The sequence below is a fragment of the Streptomyces sp. NPDC004838 genome (assembly GCF_053600955.1).
On record NZ_JBSGAW010000004.1, the window covers coordinates 217,089 to 233,977 of the forward strand.

At 70.7% G+C, this 16,889-nt stretch carries 12 protein-coding genes; 6 read left to right on the forward strand and 6 right to left on the reverse strand.

Annotation, left to right across the window (positions count from 1 at the left end; all coding sequences use genetic code 11):
- Positions 1-123 precede the first annotated feature (123 nt).
- On the reverse strand, positions 124-1,269 hold the full coding sequence (locus tag ACWEFL_RS07005; protein WP_451708519.1) for a PP2C family protein-serine/threonine phosphatase: 1,146 nt from the start codon (positions 1,267-1,269) through the stop codon (positions 124-126).
- 236 nt (positions 1,270-1,505) lie between these two features.
- Between ACWEFL_RS07005 and ACWEFL_RS07010 the strand changes: the two genes are divergently transcribed.
- The gene (locus ACWEFL_RS07010; RefSeq protein ID WP_451708522.1) at positions 1,506-2,723 is read left to right on the forward strand and encodes a GNAT family N-acetyltransferase; all 1,218 of its coding nucleotides are present in this window, start codon (positions 1,506-1,508) and stop codon (positions 2,721-2,723) included.
- 249 nt (positions 2,724-2,972) lie between these two features.
- Here the strand turns inward: ACWEFL_RS07010 and ACWEFL_RS07015 are convergent, their stop codons facing one another.
- The 3 genes from ACWEFL_RS07015 to ACWEFL_RS07025 all read right to left on the reverse strand — a co-directional run bounded on the left by ACWEFL_RS07015 (position 2,973) and on the right by ACWEFL_RS07025 (position 5,232).
- A complete protein-coding gene (locus ACWEFL_RS07015; protein ID WP_451708525.1) occupies positions 2,973-3,782 on the reverse strand; it encodes an Fpg/Nei family DNA glycosylase in 810 nt (269 codons plus the stop codon).
- Positions 3,783-4,070: 288 nt separating this feature from the next.
- Positions 4,071-4,556 (reverse strand): ribose-5-phosphate isomerase, encoded by a 486-nt coding sequence (locus ACWEFL_RS07020; protein ID WP_451708528.1) that lies wholly within the window; start codon positions 4,554-4,556, stop codon positions 4,071-4,073.
- Positions 4,557-4,647: 91 nt separating this feature from the next.
- On the reverse strand, positions 4,648-5,232 hold the full coding sequence (locus ACWEFL_RS07025; RefSeq protein ID WP_451708530.1) for a biotin transporter BioY: 585 nt from the start codon (positions 5,230-5,232) through the stop codon (positions 4,648-4,650).
- Positions 5,233-5,740: 508 nt separating this feature from the next.
- Here ACWEFL_RS07025 and ACWEFL_RS07030 point away from each other — a divergent pair.
- Complete coding sequence (locus ACWEFL_RS07030) at positions 5,741-6,376, forward strand: superoxide dismutase (protein WP_451708533.1); 636 nt, start codon at positions 5,741-5,743, stop codon at positions 6,374-6,376.
- 195 nt (positions 6,377-6,571) lie between these two features.
- Here ACWEFL_RS07030 and ACWEFL_RS07035 read toward each other — a convergent pair whose 3' ends face one another.
- On the reverse strand, positions 6,572-7,213 hold the full coding sequence (locus ACWEFL_RS07035; RefSeq protein ID WP_451708536.1) for a mycothiol-dependent nitroreductase Rv2466c family protein: 642 nt from the start codon (positions 7,211-7,213) through the stop codon (positions 6,572-6,574).
- A gap of 143 nt (positions 7,214-7,356) precedes the next feature.
- Between ACWEFL_RS07035 and pepN the strand changes: the two genes are divergently transcribed.
- From pepN to ACWEFL_RS07055, 4 genes are all read left to right on the forward strand, one after another.
- On the forward strand, positions 7,357-9,939 hold the full coding sequence (gene pepN, locus ACWEFL_RS07040; protein WP_451708539.1) for an aminopeptidase N: 2,583 nt from the start codon (positions 7,357-7,359) through the stop codon (positions 9,937-9,939).
- Between the two features lie 294 nt (positions 9,940-10,233).
- Complete coding sequence (locus ACWEFL_RS07045) at positions 10,234-11,280, forward strand: hypothetical protein (protein WP_451708542.1); 1,047 nt, start codon at positions 10,234-10,236, stop codon at positions 11,278-11,280.
- A gap of 217 nt (positions 11,281-11,497) precedes the next feature.
- Positions 11,498-14,857 (forward strand): S8 family serine peptidase, encoded by a 3,360-nt coding sequence (locus ACWEFL_RS07050; RefSeq protein WP_451708545.1) that lies wholly within the window; start codon positions 11,498-11,500, stop codon positions 14,855-14,857.
- A 293-nt stretch (positions 14,858-15,150) separates the two neighbouring features.
- Positions 15,151-16,182, forward strand: coding sequence for an aspartate-semialdehyde dehydrogenase (locus tag ACWEFL_RS07055; RefSeq protein ID WP_451708547.1), 1,032 nt, complete (start codon positions 15,151-15,153; stop codon positions 16,180-16,182).
- Between the two features lie 154 nt (positions 16,183-16,336).
- Here ACWEFL_RS07055 and ACWEFL_RS07060 read toward each other — a convergent pair whose 3' ends face one another.
- Complete coding sequence (locus tag ACWEFL_RS07060) at positions 16,337-16,858, reverse strand: DUF1203 domain-containing protein (RefSeq protein WP_451708550.1); 522 nt, start codon at positions 16,856-16,858, stop codon at positions 16,337-16,339.
- Between the last annotated feature and the right edge of the window lie 31 nt (positions 16,859-16,889).

Consider the following 16,889-nt stretch of genomic DNA (forward strand, 5'->3'; position numbering starts at 1 on the left):
GCGGACCCGGCGTCCGGGCGTCGTGGTCTCCGTCCAGGCTCCGGAGCAGCGTTCGGGCTCCGGGTACGGGATGCCCGGGCTCAGGCTCCGGGTCCGGGATGCCCTGGTCGGCGGTGCCCGGAACTACCCTTCGCGGCAGAGCAGCAGCAGGGCCCGGTCGTCGTTGACGTCCTTGGCGACCGCCTCGATCAGATGCCAGGCCGCTCCCTCGAACCCCGAGTGGACATAGCGGTCCGCCTCACCGGTCAGCCGGTCCATGCCCTCGGCGATGTCGCGGTCCGACGCCTCCACCAGACCGTCGGTGAAGAGCATCAGCACATCGCCGGGACCCAGGGAGCCCTTCACCGGATCGAACTGCGCCCCGTCGTACACCCCGAGGAGCGGGCCCTCCGCGTCCTTCTCCTCCCAGCGCCCGCTGCCCGCGTTGAGCTGGAGCGCGGGCAGGTGGCCCGCGGAGAGCAGTTCGTAGTCGCCCGAGTCGAGGTCCAGCACGAGATGGATCGAGGTGGCGAACCCCTCGTCCCAGTCCTGACGCAGCAGATACCCGTTGGCGGCGGGCAGGAAGCCGTGCGGCGGCAGCGAGCCGAGGAGCCCGCCGAACGCGCCGGAGAGCAGGAGCGCGCGGGAGGCCGCGTCCATGCCCTTGCCGGAGACGTCGGTGAGGACGACTTCGAGGGTGCGTCCGCCGTTCGTGCGGGCCGCCACGACGAAGTCGCCCGAGAACGACTGCCCGCCCGCCGGGCGCAGCGCCATCTCCCGGTGCCAGCCCTTGGGCAGGCGGGGCAGGGCGCTCTGGACCCTGATGCGTTCGCGGAGGTCGAAGAGCATCGTCCCGCCGCGCCGCCAGGGGACGCCGACACGGGCTCTGAACTGGGCGATCAGCAGCCCGAAGAAGCCGCAGGCCGCGACGACGAGCACGGTGCCCGGAGTGACCCGGGCCGGACCGTCGGCGTACGGGCCGAGGACGAACGTCTCGACGATCAACCCGGCCGCGCAGGCCGCGTACAGCCCGAGCAGGCTGGCGGGCCGCAGCAGCAGCGCGCCCGCCACGATCGGCAGGACGAGGGCCGCCGGCGAGATCCACTCGGACTTGAGCACCGTGCCCCAGGTGAGCAGGGGAACGGTGAGCATCAGGCCCATGAGGGCGAGGGTGTCCGAGCCGTCGCCCCGGAAGTAGTCGACCGCGGATCGGCGCATCGCGGTACGGACCCGGTGCCACGCCATCCGTGTCCGGGCCTTGGTCGAATTTGCTGCGCTCCCATGGGCCATTGTCGTGTGACCCTATCGATCCATCGGCCGTTCGTGCAGGGGGATCCCTGAGACAATGCGTTCGAAATCGGATCACACTGTCGACATATCGTCCTGCAATCATGGCATATGACAATCGTGTTGCGGGAGCGGTCGCGCTGACCTTGGCTGGTGCCGAACGGCCCTCGGGACGACGGAAGTTGTCGCGAGGTGTGACGGGAAGTGACTTCTGTTGTCCTTGAGGTAGGGATGGACGTATGACAACCGAGCTGAGGACCCTCCGGCCGACCGAATGGGACGCCTGGTACGCGGGGCTGGAACGGGCCTCCGGCGGCTCCAAGGGAACCGAGCACCGCGAGCTGGTTCGCGGGCTCACCGACTTCGACCGCTCGCTCGCCGCGTTCGACGGCGACGAGTGCGTCGGCACGGCCGGGTCCTTCGGCTTCGAGGTGACCGTGCCGGGCGGCGGCCTCGTCCCCTTCGCGGGCGTCACCATGGTGAGCGTCGCCGCGACCCACCGCAGGCGGGGGATCCTCACCTCGATGATGCGCCGCCAGCTCGACGACATACGGGAGTGGGGCGAGCCGCTGGCGATGTTGAAGGCGTCCGAGCCCGCGATCTACGGGCGCTTCGGATACGGGGTGGCGAGCCGGCAGCTCAAGGCGGAGATCGACACCTCGCGAGTGCGGTTGGAGGCCCTGCCGGCGGACGTGGACGCGGTACGGCTCCGGCAGGTCGCGCCCATCGACGCGACGGCCGAGTGCGAGTCCGTGTACGCGCGGGCCGTGCCGTCCCGCCCCGGTATGCCCGCCCGGCTGCCCGGCTGGGACACCCTCCAGGTCTTCGACCGCGACCCGGCGTCCCCGCTCCAGTGCGTGCTCGCCGAGCGGGACGGCGAGGTCACGGGGTACGCCCTCTTCCGGCACCGGTCGGCCTGGGACGTGTACGGACCGAAGGGGACGGTCGAACTACAGGATCTGCACGCCCTGGAGCCCTCGTCCGGCGCGGCCCTGTGGCGGTTCCTCTTCGGGATCGACCTCACCTCGACCCTGTCCCTCGACAACCGGCCGGTGGACGAGCCGCTGTTCCATCTGGTCTCCGATCCGCGCCGGTGCGGACTGCGGGTGTGGGACGGGCTGTACGTCCGGCCGGTGGACGTGGGCGCGGCGCTCGCGGCCCGGACCTACCGGGTGCCGGTGGACGTGGTCCTGGAGGTGGAGGACTCCTTCTGCCCCTGGAACGAGGGGCGGTGGCGGCTCTCCGGGGACGCGAAGGGCGCGGTCTGCGAGCGGACGGCGGACGCGGCGGATGTGGTGCTGTCGGTGCGGGAGCTGGGCGCGATGTATCTGGGCGGGGCCGCGCTGCGGGAGCTGGAGGCGGCCGGCCGGGTGCGCGCCGTCTCGCGCGCGGCGGCGGAAGCGGCGTCGCTGGCGTTCGGGGGCGAGGTGGCCCCCTGGGGGCCGCATGACTTCTGAGCGTTGACGCGGATCCGGCCGCTGGTCCCTCTGCCGGGCGACGCCCGCGGCCGTCGGGGTCGGACACGGAAGCGCGCTTCACCGGGCCCGCCGGCGTGACGGCCCCCGCGGTGGCGGATGCGCTCGGGCTCGCGGGGCTTACCGGGGCCGGGTGTTCACCGCGCGGCCCCGGTAAGCCCTGCGGGCCCGGCCGTTCACCGTTCGGCGTGCGTCGTACGCGGTGGCGTGCGTCGTACGCGCTGGCGTGCGTCATACGCGCTGGCAGCACGGGCACCAGAACAGATTCCGCGCCGCCAGGCCGGCGGTGCGGATGTCGGCGGAGCAGACATGGCAGGGCAGGTTCGCCCGGCGGTAGACGTAGACCTCGCCGCCGTGGTCGTCCACGCGCGGGGGCCTGCCCATCGCCTCGGGGGTGTGCTCGGGCCGGACCGTGTCGATGCGGTTGTGGCGTACGCCCTCGCGCATCAGAGCCACGAGGTCCGCCCAGATCGCGTCCCACTCGGCGCGGGCGAGGTCCTTGCCCGCGCGGTACGGGTCGATGCCGTGGCGGAAGAGGACTTCGGCGCGGTAGACGTTGCCGACGCCCGCGATGATCTTCTGGTCCATGAGGAGCGCGGCGATGGTCGTACGGGACCGGGTGATCCTCGACCAGACGCGTTCCGGGTCGTCGCCGTCCCGCAGCGGGTCGGGGCCGAGGCGCTCGTGGATCGCCGCCTTCTCGCCGTCCGTGATGAGCGCGCAGGTCGTCGGGCCGCGCAGGTCGACGTACGACTCGGCGTCGGCGATCCGCAGCCGGACGGTGTCGGTGGGCGGCGGGGCGGGTGCGTCGCCGAAGTCGACCTTGCCGAAGAGGCCGAGGTGGATATGGATCCAGCCGAGGGCCCCGAAGCCGAGGAAGAGGTGCTTGCCGTGGGCCTCGGCGTCGTCGAGGACCTGCCCGTCGAGGAGGGCGGCGGAGTCGGAGAACTTGCCCTGGGGGCTGCGGACGGTGACGGGGCGACCGAGGAACGCGGTCCGGTGGTCCGCGGCCAGGCGGTGGATCGTATGCCCTTCGGGCACGGTACGGCTCCTCTTCTCCCCGGGCCCTTCGCTGCGGGCTCCCCTGTGACCACGGGTTCCTGTCGGGGCGTTGCCCCGGCGTCGGCCCCGGTCCACGACGCGGGACGGGCCTCGATCGCCGGATCCGACGCACCCGCCCCCGCCCAGTATCCGCGACCGGGGGGTCGGAGCCGTCCCCGAAGGCCGGACGGCCCGCACGCCGACACCGGGGCCTTCCGGGCACGGCCCCGGGAAATTTGAAGGACCGGAGTCCGACGCCCGGAAGGCCCCGGTGGAAAGGCCGTGGCGTCAGTCCTGGGGGTGGCCCTCGGGGATCGGGGGGAGTTCGCCCGTGGACTCGTACGCGGAGAGCATCTCGATGCGGCGCGTGTGCCGCTCCTCGCCGGAGTACGGCGTCGAGAGGAAGATCTCGACGAACTTGGTGGACTCCTCGATGGAGTGCATCCGGCCTCCGACGGCCACCACGTTCGCGTTGTTGTGCTCACGCCCCAGCGCGGCGGTCTGCTCGCTCCAGGCCAGCGCCGCCCGTACCCCCTTCACCTTGTTCGCCGCGATCTGCTCGCCGTTGCCGGAGCCGCCGATGACGATGCCGAGGCTGTCGGGGTCGGCGGCCGTCTTCTCGGCGGCGCGGAGGCAGAACGGGGGGTAGTCGTCAAGGGCGTCGTAGATGTGAGGGCCGCAGTCGACGGGCTCGTGGCCGTGGGCCTTGAGCCATTCGACGAGGTGGTTCTTGAGTTCGTATCCGGCATGGTCGGAACCGAGGTACACGCGCATGGTCCAAATATGGCACGGAGAGGGACCCGCGACCGCCACGGGGTGGCGGGGTGGCCCAGTGCTGACCGGGCCCCTTCCGTGCGCGGGGCGTTCAGCCCTTGCGGCCGATGAGCTTCCAGGCCGTGGGCAGCGCGCCCATCGCCAGGGCCGCCTTGACCGCGTCGCCGATCAGGAACGGTGTGAGACCGGCCGCGACCGCCTGGGAGAACGTCATGCCCGTGGACAGCGCGAGGTAGGGGACGCCGACCGCGTAGATGATCACGGAACCGAGGGCCATCGCGCCCGCCGTGCGCAGCACGGAACGGTCCGCGCCACGGCGGGCCAGCGCACCCACGACCGTGGCGGCGATGAGCATGCCGAGGATGTAGCCGAGCGTGGGCATGCTCCAGCCGGACGCGCCCTCCGCGAACCAGGGCATGCCCGCCATGCCCGCCACGGCGTACAGCCCGAGGGAGGCGAGGCCCCGGCGGGCGCCGAGCGCCGTGCCGACGAGGAGGGCGGCGAAGGTCTGGCCGGAGACCGGGACCGGGGAGCCGGGGACCGGCAGGGCGATCTGGGCCGCCACACCGGTGAGCGCCGCGCCGCCGATGACGAGGGCGATGTCCCGCGTACGGGAGGCGGGCAGCAGGTCCGCGAGGACCGCACCGGGACGGGAGGTGGCAGAAACAGTGCTCATCAGTACTCCACGAGGGCGAGGAAGAGAGGAGAGGTGAGGGTGAGGGCCTGAAGAAGAAAACGTGTAGGGGGAACACGGTGAAGGTAGCCCACCGGGATTCACTTGATCGACGTCGGCCGCCGACAAAGGCGGACGAGCACTGTTAATGGAAACCAAACAAAGGCCGTGTGACACGCATTCGTAAGGGTGACCCTTGTCACTGGAGGCAGAGGGTTTCTTGGGCGGTCGATCGAAGAAGGGCGCACTGTAGGTTTCCACCAAAGCCCAGCCCGGCATGCTCATCGCCGCGAGAGGTGCGTGTGCGCACCGCGCGTGAGTCCCGTGGCCCGTATCGGACGGCCACTCCCTGCCTGCGGAATACGGCACGCGGGGCGGACCGGCCGGCGGACCGGCCGGCGTGCCGGACACGCGGAAGTCCTAGGACCAATGCCTGATCCTTCCCGGAATGCTCCTGCTGCTACCGTGCACTTGCATAAGATGTGCAATAAGCAGCTCGGAGGGACCGGCCATGGCCATCTACACGCTTCCTGAACTTCCTTACGACTACGCGGCGCTCGAACCGGTCATCAATCCCCAGATCATCGAGCTGCACCACGACAAGCACCACGCCGCCTACGTCAAGGGCGCCAACGACACGCTCGATCAGCTGGCGGAGGCGCGCGACAAGGAGGCGTGGGGCGCGATCAACGGGCTGGAGAAGAACCTCGCGTTCCATCTCTCCGGGCACATCCTGCACAGCATCTACTGGCACAACATGACCGGCGACGGCGGCGGCGAGCCGCTGGAGAAGGACGGCGTCGGCGAGCTGGCTGACGCGATCGCCGAGTCGTTCGGCTCCTTCGACAAGTTCAAGGCCCAGATGACCAAGGCGTCCGCGACGACGCAGGGTTCGGGCTGGGGCGTTCTCGCGTACGAGCCGGTGAGCCGTCGTCTGATCGTGGAGCAGGTCTACGACCACCAGGGCAATGTCGGCCAGGGCTCGGTGCCGATCCTGGTCTTCGACGCCTGGGAGCACGCTTTCTACCTTCAGTACAAGAACCAGAAGGTGGACTTCATCGACGCGATGTGGCAGGTCGTGAACTGGCAGGACGTGTCGAAGCGCTTCGCCGAGGCGAAGGAGCGCACACCGCTGATCGCGCCGTGACGCGCGCACCGTCGTCCTGCTCGTGATCGTCTTCTCAACCTTCACTTGCAGGCGGATGAGAGAAGGGCCCCCGCGAGGACGTGACTCGCGGGGGCCCTTCCGTACTCGCGGAGCCCTCCGTGCTCGCGGGGCCCCCTCCGTACTCACGGGAGCCCTCCGTCGCCGGGCCGGACGGCTCGGTTCAGATGTTTCGGTTCAGATATTGGAGAAGTCGGGTCCTGCCGTGCGGGTGCGCTTGATCTCGTAGAAGCCGGGGATGGAGGCCACCAGCAGAGTGCCGTCCCAGAGCTTCGCCGCGTCCTCGCCGGTGGGCGCGGGCGTGACCACGGGACCGAAGAAGGCGATCTGCTCGCCGTCCGCGCCCGGAACCGCGATCACCGGGGTGCCCACATCCTGGCCGACCTTGTCGATGCCCTCCTTGTGGGAGGCCCTCAGCTCGGTGTCGTACGTGTCCAGGTCCACGTACTCGATCAGGTCGGCGGGGAGGTCGGCGTCCTTCAGCGCGGCGGCGATCGAGTCGCGGGTCACGCCCTCCCCCCGGTTGTGGAAGCGGGTGCCGAGCGCCGTGTACAGCTTCCCGACGACCTCGTCGCCGTACAGCTGCTGGGCGGCGATGACGACCCGGACCGGCCCCCACGCCTGCCTCAGTCCCTCGCGGTACTCCTCGGGGACATCGTCCAGCCGGTCCTCGTTCAGCACAGAGAGGCTCATCACATGCCAGCTGACCTCTACGTCGCGGACCTTCTCCACCTCCAGCATCCAGCGGGAGGTCATCCACGCCCACGGACACACCGGATCGAACCAGAAGTCCACAGGGGTCTTGCCGTTATCGGACATAAGTCTCCTCAGTCTCCTCTGACTCCTCCACGAGCAGGACTCTTCACCACAACGCCACCGGTCACCGGCCGATTCCCGGATACCGGCCGCCAGAGGCCCATGGGAGTATCGGACCTGTTCGAACGAGACACGAAGGAGTGCCCGTGCCCGGTGAGAATCTGTCCCGCGACGAGGCCCGCGACCGGGCCGAACTGCTGTCCGTCGACGGGTACGAGGTGGCCCTCGACCTGCGTTCCGCGGTCGGCGACGCACCCGAGGGTTCCGGGCCGCGCACCTTCCGGTCGGTGACGACGATCCGCTTCCGCTGTGCCCGGCCGGGGGCCTCCTCCTTCGCCGATCTGGTCGCGCCGTCCGTGACGAGCGTCAGCCTGAACGGCGAGGAACTGGACCCTGCCGCCGTCTTCGACGGAACCCGGATCGCGCTCGACTCGCTCGCCGAGGAGAACGTCCTGGTCGTGGACGCGCAGTGCGCCTACAGCCGTACCGGCGAGGGACTGCACCGGTTCGTCGACCCCGAGGACGGCGAGGTCTACCTCTATACGCAGTACGAGCCGGCCGACGCCCGCCGGGTCTTCGCCGACTTCGAACAGCCCGACCTCAAAGCCCCGTTCCGTTTCGAGGTGACCGCGCCCGACGGCTGGACCGTCTGGAGCAACGGCGCGGGCGAGCGGGGGGACGACGGGGTCTGGCGTTTCGCCGACACCAAGCCGATCTCCACCTACATCACCGCCGTCGTGGCCGGTCCGTACCACTACGAGACGGACCTCTACACGCGGACCCTCGACGACGGGACCGTGCTGGAGATCCCGCTCGGCGCGATGTGCCGCAAGGGCCTGGCCCGGTACTTCGACGCCGACGACGTCTTCCTGGTCACCAAGCAGGGACTGGACTTCTTCCACGACCGGTTCGATTTCCCGTACCCCTTCGGGAAGTACGACCAGGCGTTCGTGCCCGAGTACAACATCGGGGCGATGGAGAACCCCGGATGCGTCACCTTCCGCGAGGAGTTCATCTACCGCGGCAAGGTCACGCAGGCGGCGTACGAGCGCCGGGCCACCGTCATCCTGCACGAGATGGCGCATATGTGGTTCGGCGACCTCGTCACCATGGAGTGGTGGGACGACCTGTGGCTCAAGGAGTCCTTCGCGGACTTCATGGGCTCGTACGCGCTGGTCGGCGCGACCCGCTTCACCCATGGGTGGATCACGTTCGCCAACAACCGCAAGGCGTGGGCGTACCGGGCGGACCAGCTGCCCTCCACGCATCCGGTCACGGCCGACATCCGCGATCTGGAGGACGCCAAGCTGAACTTCGACGGCATCACCTACGCGAAGGGGGCTTCCGTGCTGAAGCAACTCGTCGCGTACGTCGGCGAAGAGGCGTTCCTGGACGGCGCGCGGCGCTACTTCAAGCAGCACGCCTGGGGGAACACCCGTCTGGGCGATCTGCTCTCCGTGCTGGAGGAGACGTCGGGGCGTGACCTGGCGGCGTGGTCGCGGTCCTGGCTTCAGACCGCCGGGGTCAACTCGCTGACGCCCGTGACGACCTACGACTCGGCCGACCGGATCACCGAACTCGCGGTCGTCCAGGACGGCGACGCGGTGCTCCGGCCGCACCGGGTGGCGGTCGGTCTGTACCGGTTCGACGGCCCGGACCTGGTGCGGTACGCCCGTGCCGAGGTCGATGTGACGGGCGCGCGGACCGTGGTCGCCGAGCTGGCGGGGTCCGAGCGGCCCGAGCTGGTCCTGGTGAACGACGACGACCTGACGTACTGCAAGATCCGTTTCGACGAGCGTTCGCTGACGACGCTCCGGGCGCACCTCGGCGATGTCTCCGACCCGCTGGCACGGGCCCTGTGCTGGTCCGCGCTGTGGAATCTGACGCGTGACGCGCTGATGCCCGCGCGGGACTTCGTGGATCTCGTGCTCCGGTTCTCGGGGCGCGAGTCCGATATCGGCGTCCTTCAGATGCTGCACGCCTGGACCCGCTCCGCGCTCGTCAACTACGCCGCGCCCGCCTGGCGCGAGGAGGGCGAGCGGCTGCTGGCGCAGGGCGCGCTCCGTGAGCTGCGGCTCGCCGAGCCGGGAAGCCAGCACCAGCTTTCGTGGGCGCGCTTCTTCGCGTCGGTCGCGGTGTCGGAGCAGGACCTTCAGCTTCTGGCCGGGCTGCTGGAGGGCACGGCGAAGATCGACGGGCTCGATGTGGACCAGGAGCTGCGCTGGGCATTCCTGGAGCCCCTGGCGTCCCACGGGGTCGCGGACGAGTCGGTCATCGCGGCGGAACTCTCCCGTGACGACACGGCATCGGGCAGCCGCCATCAGGTCCGCTGTCTGGCCGCACGGCCGTCCGCCGAGGTGAAGGACCGGGCGTGGGCGGAGGTCGTGGAGTCCGACACGCTCTCCAACACGCTGGTGGGGGCGACGATCTCGGGCTTCGCGCAGTCGGGGCAGCGGGAACTGCTCGCTCCGTACGCGCCCAAGTACTTCGCGGCGATCGAGCGGGTGTGGAACGAGCGCTCTATCCAGATCGGCATGGATGTCGTGTCCGGGCTCTTCCCCTCTCTCCAGGGTCAGAGCGCGCTCGCCGCGACGGACGAGTGGCTGTCCTCGCACGAGGACGCGGCTCCCGCGCTGCGCAGGCTGGTCGTCGAAGCGCGGGACGACCTCGCGAGGTCCCTGCGCGGCCAGGCGTGCGACGCGGGCGCGGCGGGGGCCGCGTCCGGCTGACGTCTGGCGTCGGGAGGTGGGTTGTGGGCGTCCGTTCGGTTACTCCGGGCGTTCCCACGGGGTGTCGCCGGAGGTTCCGTCTGGATCCTGTCGGGGTTCGTCGCGCCGGGTTCGCGCCGAGGTTCGGCCTGGCGCCCCGGACGCTCCTGCGGAGCGGAACGGATGCCCGGAGGGGGCGCGAGCGCAAGCCCTTCGGCATTCGAACTGCCGTACTTTAGGGCAGGCATGTCCCGGAATGTCGACGGATTCGTCACAGCGGATTGCTCGCACCCCACCCGTGGGAATGCCCACGCCATGAACCACGACGCCCCGCTCTCCCCCGTCCCCCTCGCCCACCTCTCCTCCGACGTCCAGCGCCGTGTGCTCTGTGCCGCACAGCTCCGCGCGCACGGGGTCACCGCGGCCCTGACCACCGCGCGGTGCAAGCCTGGCGGACCCTGGCAGGCACTGCTGCCGGGGGTGTACGTCCTGCACTCCGGGCCCGTCACCGGTGAGGAGCGGCTGCACGGGGCACTGCTGTACGCACGGCGGCCCCGCGTCCCGGCGCAGGGCGGGAAGGCGGAGCCGTACGGGAAGGCCATGATCACCGGGTTGGCCGCGCTCGCGCTGCGGGGGTTCGCCACCGTGCCGGCGCTGCCCGCGCTGGAGCGGATCGACGTACTCGTGCCGAGGACGCGGCGGCTGCGGTCCACGGGGTACGCCCGGATCGTACGGGCGCACGCGATGCCGGGGGCGGAGGAGATCACGGGGCTGCCCGTCGCGCCCGTGGCCCGCGCGCTCGCGGACGCCGTCGCCGAGTCGGACGACCCCGACACCGTACGGTCGCTGCTGGCGGAGGCCGTACGCGGCGGGCACTGCGAACCGGCCGCAGTGGTGGCGGAGTTGAACCGGGCGCGGCTGCTGGACCGGCCGCAGGTCGTGGACGCGGCGGACTCGCTGCTCGCGGAGGGCAGGTCGCTCGCTGAGGGGCTGCTGTACGAGATGGTGTTCCTGCACGGGCTCCCGGACCCGTTCTGGAACGTGGATCTGCGGCTGCCCGGCGGTCCTCGGCTCGGCACGGTGGACGCGTACTGGCCCGAGCAGGCCGTCGCCGTGGAGCTGGACACCCTCCCGGGGGACCTTGCCGGGGAGCGTCCCCGGCCGCGGCCGGACCAGGACGAGAGGTGGGCGGAGCGCGCCCGGAAGCGGGAGCGTCTGGAGCGGTTCGGGATCACCGTCGTGCACCTCACCCCGAGGAAGCTGCGGGAGTCGCCGGAGCAGCAGGCGGCGGTGGTGCGTACGGCCCTGATCGCGGCGGCGGACCGCGAGCCCGCCGCCTATCTGGCGGTGCTGCCCCGCTGACTCCGCCGGAAGCCGGTCCCCCGCTTCCCGTTTGTTCCCTCTGGCGCATCTGTTCCCGATGGCACATCCTCCGCACTGGCGGATGTACGCCATGGACACATCACATCCCTCATCGGCCTCCACAACCGTGGTCCCGTGCGCAAGGCTGAGCGGTCATCCGGCACCGAAATCCGGACCGACTCTTCACCGCAGGGAATCGTCTCTTTCACCCACAGGGATGCTGATGACCCTCCAATCACCCAGCTCCACATCCGGACGCTCCATATCGGGGCGCTCCGTGTCCGGGCGCAGACGCGTGGCCCGCATCGCGGCCACCGCCTCGATCGTGACCGCGCTGGTGGCCGCGGGAACCGTACCCGCCCTCTCCACTCCGCCCGCCGACGATCCGGGCGCGGGCGCCGGGGCGAAGACGGCACGGCCCGCCGAGAAGAAGATCGGCGCGGCCGACGTCGAGTTGCTCGCCGAGGCGGAGGCCAAGGGCGAGAAGAACGTCACCGTCATGGTGGCGACCGCCCCCGGAGAGACCGAGCAGGTCGCCGGTCAACTGGACGCCGTCAAGGGCGCGCTGGTCGGCAGGACCTACGACAAGCTCGGCTATGTGCGGGCCACCATCCCCACGGCGCAGGCGGAACGCGCCCTCAAGGCCGCCGCCAGGCTCCCCAGCGTCCACGGCATCGACCTCAAGCACGAGGTGAAGCTGGACGACCCGACCCCGGTCGCCGACGCCGCCGGGCCGGCCGCCGGTGCCTCCGTCAAGGCGGGCCCGCAGGGCGGGAAGTACCCCGCTCCCGACCGGAACACGCCCGCGAAGAACCCGTACAACCCGTCCTTCGAGACGGGCGCGGTGGACTTCGTGAAGAAGTACCCGAAGTACGACGGACGCGGGGTGACCATCGGCATCCTGGACTCCGGCGTCGACCTCGGTCACCCGGCGCTCCAGAAGACCACCACCGGCGAGCGGAAGATCGTCGACTGGGTCACCGCGACCGACCCGGTCGCCGACCGCGACGGCACCTGGCGCCAGATGCGGCTGGAGGTCTCCGGTCCGACGTTCGCCGTCAACGGCCGTACCTACAACGCCCCGAGCGGAAAGTACCGGTTCAGTCTCTTCGCGGAGCGAGCGACCCTCGGCGGCGACATGGCCGGTGACCTCAACCGCGACGGCGACACCACCGATGTGTGGGCCATGCTGTACGACCCGGCCGCGGGAACCGTCCGCGTCGACCTCGACGACGACGCCGACTTCGGGAACGACACCGCCATGAAGCCGTACAAGGACGGCTTCCAGGTCGGCTACTTCGGCACCGACGACCCGGCCACCCCGGTCGTCGAGCGCATCCCGTTCGTCATCGAGCTGCGCAAGGACGTCGTCTACGACCCCGCCACGGGCGCGAAGGCCGACTACGCGAACATCGGTGTCATCGAGGGCTCGCACGGTTCGCACGTCGCCGGTATCACCGCCGCCAACGGCCTGTTCGGCGGCCGGATGAACGGGGCCGCCCCCGGCGCCAAGCTGGTCTCCTCGCGCGCCTGCTCCTGGAGTGGCGGCTGCACCAACATCGCGCTCACCGAGGGCCTGGCCGATCTGGTCGTCAACCGCGGTGTGGACATCGTCAACATCTCCATCGGCGGACTGCCGGCGCTGAACGACGGCAACAACGCCCGTGCGGAGCTGTACAACCGGCTCATCGACCTCTACGGCGTCCAGCTGGTGATCTCCGCGGGCAACGACGGTCCGGGCGTCAACACCATCGGCGACCCCGGCGTCGCCGACAAGGCGATCTCCGTCGGCGCGTCCATCTCCAAGGAGACCTGGGCCGCCAACTACGGCTCGCAGGTGAGCAAGAAGTACGCCATGATGCCGTTCTCCTCCCGCGGCCCGCGCGAGGACGGCGGCTTCACGCCCACCATCACCGGGCCCGGCTCGGCGATCCAGACCACGCAGACCTGGGCCCCCGGCGGCCCGGTCGCCGACGCCGGCTACCAGCTCCCGCCCGGCTACTCGATGATCCAGGGCACCTCGATGTCCTCGCCGCAGGTGGCGGGCGCGAGCGCGCTGCTGCTGTCGGCCGCCGGGCAGCGCGGTATCGACCTCACCCCGGCGAAGCTGCGTACCGCCGTCACCAGCACCGCGGACAGGATCCCCGGAGTGAAGGCGCATGAGCAGGGCGCCGGACTGATGGACGTCATGGACGCCTGGGAAGCCATCGAGGACGGAGTCGCCGCCCATGAGTACACGGTCAAGGCCCCCGTCGACACCGCGATCGACTTCGCGCTCGGGACTCCGGGCTTCGGCACCGGCCTCTACGACCGCGAGGGCGGTCTGAAGGCGGGCGCGTCGAAGACGTACGACATCACCGTCACCCGCACCACCGGCCCCAAGGGCTCGGTCTGGCACGACCTCGACTGGAAGTACGGCGACGGCACCTTCCGGCTCCTGGGCGGCGACCGGGTGCGGCTGCCGCTGAACCAGCCGGTGACCGTCACCGTGCAGGCACGGCCCAGGACGGCCGGGGTGCACAGCGCGATCCTGGAGGCGGACGACCCTCGCACCGAGGGCGTCGACAAGCAGATCCTGGCGACCGTCGTCGCCTCCACACCGCTGGCGACCCCGTCGTACACCCACTCGGCGCTCGGCTCGGTGGAGCGCAACAGCCACCAGTCGTACTTCATCACCGTGCCGGAGGGCGCGAAGACCCTGGAGGTCGCGCTCGGCGGACTCGCCGCGGGCAGCCAGACGCGATTCATCGGCATCCACCCGTACGGGGTGCAGATGGAGGACAGCGCGACGATCTTCTGCTACCCGAACTACACCAACCCGAACAACACCTGCCGTCCGGATCTGCGGTCGTACGCGGAGCCGACTCCGGGCGTCTGGGAGATCGAGGTCGAGTCGCGGCGTACCTCGCCGCTGCTGAACAACCCGTACCGGCTGGACGTCACCCTGCTGGGAGCGGACTTCGAGCCGGCCGTCAGGACGCTGCCCGAAGCGAGGACAGGCGTCCCGTCCGCCGTCGACTGGAAGGTCACCAACGGCTTCGCCGCCATCGACGGCAAGCTGACGGGCGGCTCGCTGGGCTCCGCCAAGGTCGCCCGGCCGTCCATCGGCCACGGTGAGTCGCAGGAGACGGAGGTCACCATCGGCGCGGGCGTCGAGCGTCTCGACGTCGCCATCGGCGGTACGTCCGACCCCGGCGCGGACCTGGACCTGACCGTCTACCGCGACGGTGTACGGGTCGGCCAGGCGGCGGACGGCGACTCGGAGGAGGCGGTAAGCCTGGTCAGGCCCGCTCCCGGTGAGTACACCTTCGTGGTCGACGGCTACTCGGTTCCGGCGGGGACCACGGCGTACGACTACCGCGATGTGTACTTCACGCCCTCGCTCGGCGAGCTGAAGGTCGACGCGACCAAGCCGGTCAAGCTGGGCAACGGAGAGTCCGCGCAGGTCGGCGCGGAGGTCGTGGTCGCCGGTACGGCGCCCGAGGGCCGCAGGTTCTTCGGCGAGGTGCGGCTGGTCGACGCGCGCGGCACGTCCGCGGGCGCGGGCAGTGTGGTGATCGAGAAGGTCACCCCGTAGGAGGTAGCCCGTACGGCGGGTTCCGTACGAGATCGTGCGAGGGGCGGGTGTCCGGCAAGGGCGCCCGCCCCTCTCCCGTGCGCCGGTCCCGTCGTCGTCCCCGCCGCAGTCCCGGGCGCGGTGGTGTGAACCGTCCGCCGCGTCCGGGTCCCTCTCCGCATGTCCCCCGTCATGTCCCAGGTCACCCGTCCCGCCCCTTGGACAAGGAGGACAATGGACTGGACAAGTCGGCCGTGGGGATACGCATCATGGAACGGCATCCAGGCCAGCAGATCAGTACGAAGGAGTCTTCCGTGAGGGTCGGAATCGTCGGAGCCACCGGTCAGGTGGGCACAGTCATGCGCGGGATCCTCTCCGAGCGGAAGTTCCCGGCCGAGGAGCTGCGGCTGTTCGCCTCGGCCCGTTCGGCCGGTTCCACCATCGAGTGGGAGGGCCGCGAGATCACCGTCGAGGACGCGTCCACGGCGGACTACTCCGGTCTGGACATCGTGCTCTTCTCCGCGGGCGGCGCGACATCGCGGGCGCTGGCGGAGAAGGTCGCCGGCCAGGGCGCGGTCGTGATCGACAACTCGTCCGCGTGGCGGATGGACCCCGAGGTGCCGCTGGTCGTCTCCGAGGTCAACCCGCACGCGGCCAAGGACCGCCCGAAGGGCATCATCGCCAACCCGAACTGCACCACGATGGCCGCGATGCCGGTGCTGAAGCCGCTCTCCGCCGAAGCGGGACTGACCTCGATGGTCGCCACGACCTACCAAGCAGTGTCCGGGTCCGGTCTCGCCGGCGTCGCCGAGCTGGACGGCCAGATCAAGAAGACGGTCGAGCAGGCCGCCGCCCTCACGCACGACGGCGAGGCCGTCGACTTCCCCGAGCCGGGCGTCTACCAGCGGACCATCGCCTTCAATGTGCTCCCGCTCGCGGGGAACCTCGTCGACGACGGCTCCTTCGAGACCGACGAGGAGCAGAAGCTCCGCAACGAGTCCCGGAAGATCCTGGAGCTGCCCGGCCTGAAGGTGTCCGGCACCTGTGTGCGGGTGCCGGTGTTCTCGGGGCACTCCTTGCAGGTGAACGCGCGGTTCGAGCGCCCGCTGAGCGTCGAGCGCGCGTACGAGCTGCTGAAGGACGCGCCGGGCGTGGAGCTGTCGGAGATCCCGACGCCGCTCCAGGCCGCGGGCAAGGACGCGTCGTACGTGGGCCGCATCCGGGCGGACGAGACGGTGGAGCACGGACTCGCGCTCTTCCTCTCCAACGACAACCTCCGCAAGGGCGCCGCGCTGAACGCGGTGCAGATCGCGGAGCTGGTGGCCAAGGAGCTGAACCGCGCGTAACAGGGCGGACGGCTGTGCGAGGGGTCCCGGGGCGTCGCCCCAGGACCCCTCGCACGCTCCCGGCAGCCCGGCGGCCCACCCCGTACCCCCGCTCCTCGAACGCCGGAGGGGCCGGTTCTCACGGGCTCACGCTCTGTCTCACGGGCTCACGGGCTCACGGCCTGCGGACCTCGAAGTGGAAGCAGCCGTACTCCACCGCCCTGACATGCACCAGCACCACCGCCGGATCGGCGAACGCCTTCGTGAGGGCCCTGTCGAAGCCTTCGGACGCCGCCTCCGGGATCTCCATGAGGCCGCCGCCCGCGATCCGGCCGTCCGCGCCGTAGCGGCGCAGCACCCGCAGCGCGCCGGGTCGGGCGAAGGGATACCCGCCGGCTGACCCGCTGCCCGGAGCCGGACCCCCGCACTCCCCGGCGTGGATGAAGACGGGTCCCTGTTCGTCGTACGCGCCCGGCTCCGCCCGGTGCTCGGCGGCCCAGCGCCGCAGCGGGGCGTACGAGACGAGGGCTATTGACTCGCCGACGCGGCTCGCCCGGAGGCAGCACCGCAGCGGCGCGCCGCCCTCGGCGTCGGTGAACGGGACGCAGGGCCGACCCGCGTCGTCGAGGCTCCTGAGCCCGGCCAGGACGGCGGGCTCGATCGGCAGGGCGCGGTACTTCGCTGTGGTGGTCGTCATGGAGCCAGCCTGTCCCGGATCACCGGCCGTT